Below are 3,473 nucleotides of genomic sequence, written 5' to 3' on the forward strand. Positions count from 1 at the left end.
AACATCTTAATGTCAATTGATATTATTTATTTTTTGATCAATTGGTTAAGGTTTGATCTCCCCCTGTCTCTTAGATGGCCCGGCCGAGCGGGGATGGACTATAACGATGTGGACCATGGCGATAATCTCAAAATGCTTATTGAAGTGAAGTTCCCCGGCGATAAGTTATCTGATGGTCAAGAAGAAGATTACACCCTGATTGCAACTGATAAGCGATTTGGGGTATTACGCGTGGAGGATAACCGCTCTGATAAATAAAAGGAGTATGATGAAGCTCATAACGCATTGTATCAGCCCACTGCCGGGATATTTTTATTCCCACCTAGGCCCCAAAATGGAGGCGATGGCTCAGCCCCTGAGCCGATCCCGTTACCAGAGTTACCGCCTCCTATGCCAGAAGAGGGTGAGCCGGGTATTATCCCGCATCCTTTAATGGAGAATGCACCTTTGTTGGCAAATCAGCCATGGTCTTATCAGCCCACCTTACAAGATTGGCTGTTTGAAATGTCTGAAGTATATGATAATTCACTCTCTTCTTTTATTGCAGATGTGCCAAGTTTATCACAAAGGGGCTGGGATTATGTTAATCAAGAAACACGCGAAAAATTTTATCAATTTGGGGAATGGGTAAAGCAAAAGGCCAGTGGGTTATTAAGGCATTAGATGATAACAAGGAAACAGTAGATAACATCATTCAGGGAGTGAATTACGTGCTAATGTTTGTTGATGTCGTGTCGAGTACATTATCGTCGCTAAGTGATAATCATCAGAGTTTACAAGAATGGACCTTGTCAGAATTACAGGCAGCTTGGGCGATTGTAAAAGAAAACACCGATCTCACGCTTGAGGTATTAGCCAATATCGAGTGGTTACAAATCGCAAGTGATTTAGGCAATGATGTGTATCAACTTGTTATCTTGTATCAGGAAGAGATTATTGTTATCTTTGTTACTGCTGTCGTGATTGCTGCAGTGGTTTTACTCGCAGCCCCAACTGGAGGAGGTAGTGTTGCAGCAGGTGCAGCCCTTCTTGCAACGCTTGAAGCATGAAGTGAAAATAATTTGGAGATTGATTAAATGATAAGTATAAACGATATGGAACACCTTAAGCACCGCGCAGCTGAATTTACTCAGACGACCAGTGAGGGTGTGGTGGTGAGCCGTTTAGGGCTCTCTATCACATTGTTTTTTAAAGAGGGTTACACGGTAGAAAAACGTGAAGGAATTTTGGCCTGTTTTCAGCGTTTTCGTGAGGAATTTGGCGAGCAGCTGCGTTATCAGACACATGATTTTAAGGGGATGGCAAAATATACGCCTGAAAATATTGTAAAAGTTGAAGCAAAAATACGCCAACAAGGGTTGTATGGACGTTCTGAGTGGTATGTCAGCGATGCGAAAGGGGCGAATGACGCACCAAATTTTATCCTCCGTTTTCTTAACAGTGTAGAAGCTGGCGGAAAAGAGGCATTATCGTATATCTGCCTAGTTCTTCCGTGGGATTATATTTATGATGAAGCAGGGATGGCTCGTTTTGAATCTTGGCTAATGTTCCTCTGTGAGCAGGTTGAACCGTATAGTGGTGATGCTGGGTATTGTTTAGTGTTACCACGTGATTACTATGATTATTTTCCGTTAGAATACCAACTTGCCCAGCGTTACCCCTCTATGTTGGTAATTTCCACCTCGCATACTGCGAAAAATCAATATTTCCATGCTATTCGAGGAGCCAATTGGTACACCCTCCTAAGTCAAAAATTGGTTAGGCGTTTGGGAGGGAGGGAGTGGATCAAACACGCGTTTTCTAAAAACCATGAGATTGAAGTGGTAAATTTTCGTGATGGGCTCATCATCCGTGCGGGTCGGCATCCCGATCTCACCCCAAAAAGTGAGGGATTGTCACCGGCCTACCAAATGGTTAACCAGCTTGTTAGACCCATTCGAGTCAAATATCACGAAGGGCATTCGTTGCATTTTTATGGTGCAAATCATTTTACAGAAGAAACAACATATGAGTGGTATGCCCGCTATGATAATGCTCCACTTATCAGGACCCCTCTTCAATCAGGGTTCCCTGCATTAGTCGGTGGTGAATGGAAAACTGCCAGTCAACCCAATAGCACGTTGAGATTAAACCAAGGTGATATCGCGCCCACATCGCGAGATGGTCAAGTGATTATGTGGGAACTAGTGTTAGAAATTCCCGAAGAGGAGCCTTATTTCTAAAATTTTTAAAATTTATGGTCACTAACTAGAATTTATGTGATCGCTTTGATGTAAATGGCATTGTTGAAATCTGGTGCTGACGTTAGCCAGTTGGATAAGGAAAACCGTGTGTTACTCTAACCTTTTATTAAACTTAAATCTGGATAAGATCATTCTTGTTTAAATGATAGTTAATATATTATTTTGGAGTATTGCTCAGTACGCTGAAGGTTTCTACCGTTTAGTTGATTAGAGTCCTTTCATTGTTATTTTTTTTCAAATTAAGGTCAGGAGTTTATGAGAACAATCGTTGAAGGTAAAAAAATCATATTAGTTGGTGACACAACGAACACAGGAGGTAAAGTGCTTGATGGCTCATCATTAGCAAATCACGTGCAAAAAATTGCGCGTAAAGGAGACAGGTTTTTTTGCCCAGTTTGTAAAATAACAGGGCAGATCAGTGAAGGGAGTAGCTTAATGAACATCGAGGGAATTGAAGTCGCTTTAGAGGACCATAAAGTAGTTTGTGGTTGTCCAAATGGGTGTAAGCTTATCGCAGTGGAATGATTCGAAATACCATGAGGTCTGCATGGTGCATTGAATTTAATAATTAAAATCAGCAGGTTACCGATAAAAACATTTCTATGCTTTCAAAGATGTTATAGCTTTTTGAAAGCGATGTATCAAATCCCAACTAATGGGGCTTTTTTTCGTCCTATTGTGCCCGTACCTAAAATTGAAAGCTCAGATATTTTTAGTGGTGAAGCAGGTTATTCTTCGGTATATTGCGAGTCAGATTATGTCATGAACAAACCGATGTGCGATGTCGTATTCAAAGCACATGGATATCCTACAGTATCGGAAAAATCAAATTTCACTGTTCGTGCCAAAGTCGGAGACATGAATAAAATCATTGATATCAAATTGCCTAGAGTGTAGAATAAAGAAAAGTATAAAGTCATTGAAGTGCCAAAAATAGCGCAAGTACCCTTAACGTATGAATATGCGTATGGTGGCAAAAAAATCACTGATAACCCATCAACAGAAGATACTTTTTGCCTAACCCGATTAGGATGGGCTATGTCAATCTGGATCAGCCTAATCGCGTCGAGTTTTCTTTACCTCAACTATACCCCCATCTCTCGTCTATGGAAAATTTAGAAGATTCAGTTGATCCTATTGCACTGTGTGCTATTCCTCGGAATCATCCCTATCAATTAGGATAGTTGTTAATAATTTTATAGTACACTATCATTAAATAATAGGAGATTT

Annotated in this window: 7 protein-coding genes; all 7 read left to right on the forward strand. The window is 40.6% G+C overall.

Annotated elements, in window-relative coordinates:
- Positions 1–258 (forward strand): VRR-NUC domain-containing protein (locus ACFFIT_RS06605; RefSeq protein ID WP_385876860.1); only part of this gene is annotated, 258 nt, incomplete at its 5' end.
- A 27-nt stretch (positions 259–285) separates the two neighbouring features.
- Positions 286–663, forward strand: a complete 378-nt coding sequence (locus ACFFIT_RS06610) for a hypothetical protein (protein WP_385876861.1) — start codon at positions 286–288, stop codon at positions 661–663.
- A complete protein-coding gene (locus ACFFIT_RS06615) occupies positions 624–1,049 on the forward strand; it encodes a hypothetical protein (RefSeq protein WP_385876863.1) in 426 nt (141 codons plus the stop codon). Before ACFFIT_RS06610 ends, ACFFIT_RS06615 begins: the two co-directional genes overlap by 40 nt.
- Positions 1,050–1,076: 27 nt before the next feature.
- The gene (locus tag ACFFIT_RS06620) at positions 1,077–2,222 is read left to right on the forward strand and encodes a type VI immunity family protein (protein WP_385876864.1); all 1,146 of its coding nucleotides are present in this window, start codon (positions 1,077–1,079) and stop codon (positions 2,220–2,222) included.
- A gap of 276 nt (positions 2,223–2,498) precedes the next feature.
- Positions 2,499–2,768 (forward strand): PAAR domain-containing protein, encoded by a 270-nt coding sequence (locus tag ACFFIT_RS06625; RefSeq protein ID WP_385876865.1) that lies wholly within the window; start codon positions 2,499–2,501, stop codon positions 2,766–2,768.
- A gap of 102 nt (positions 2,769–2,870) precedes the next feature.
- Positions 2,871–3,140 carry a DUF2169 domain-containing protein gene (locus ACFFIT_RS06630; protein WP_385876866.1) on the forward strand — a complete coding sequence of 90 codons (270 nt, stop codon included), beginning with the start codon at positions 2,871–2,873 and terminating at the stop codon, positions 3,138–3,140.
- A gap of 27 nt (positions 3,141–3,167) precedes the next feature.
- The gene (locus ACFFIT_RS06635; protein WP_385876867.1) at positions 3,168–3,362 is read left to right on the forward strand and encodes a hypothetical protein; all 195 of its coding nucleotides are present in this window, start codon (positions 3,168–3,170) and stop codon (positions 3,360–3,362) included.
- The last annotated feature ends 111 nt before the right edge of the window (positions 3,363–3,473 follow it).

It is taken from the genome of Thorsellia kenyensis, assembly GCF_042432445.1.
Lineage (GTDB): Bacteria > Pseudomonadota > Gammaproteobacteria > Enterobacterales > Thorselliaceae > Thorsellia > Thorsellia kenyensis.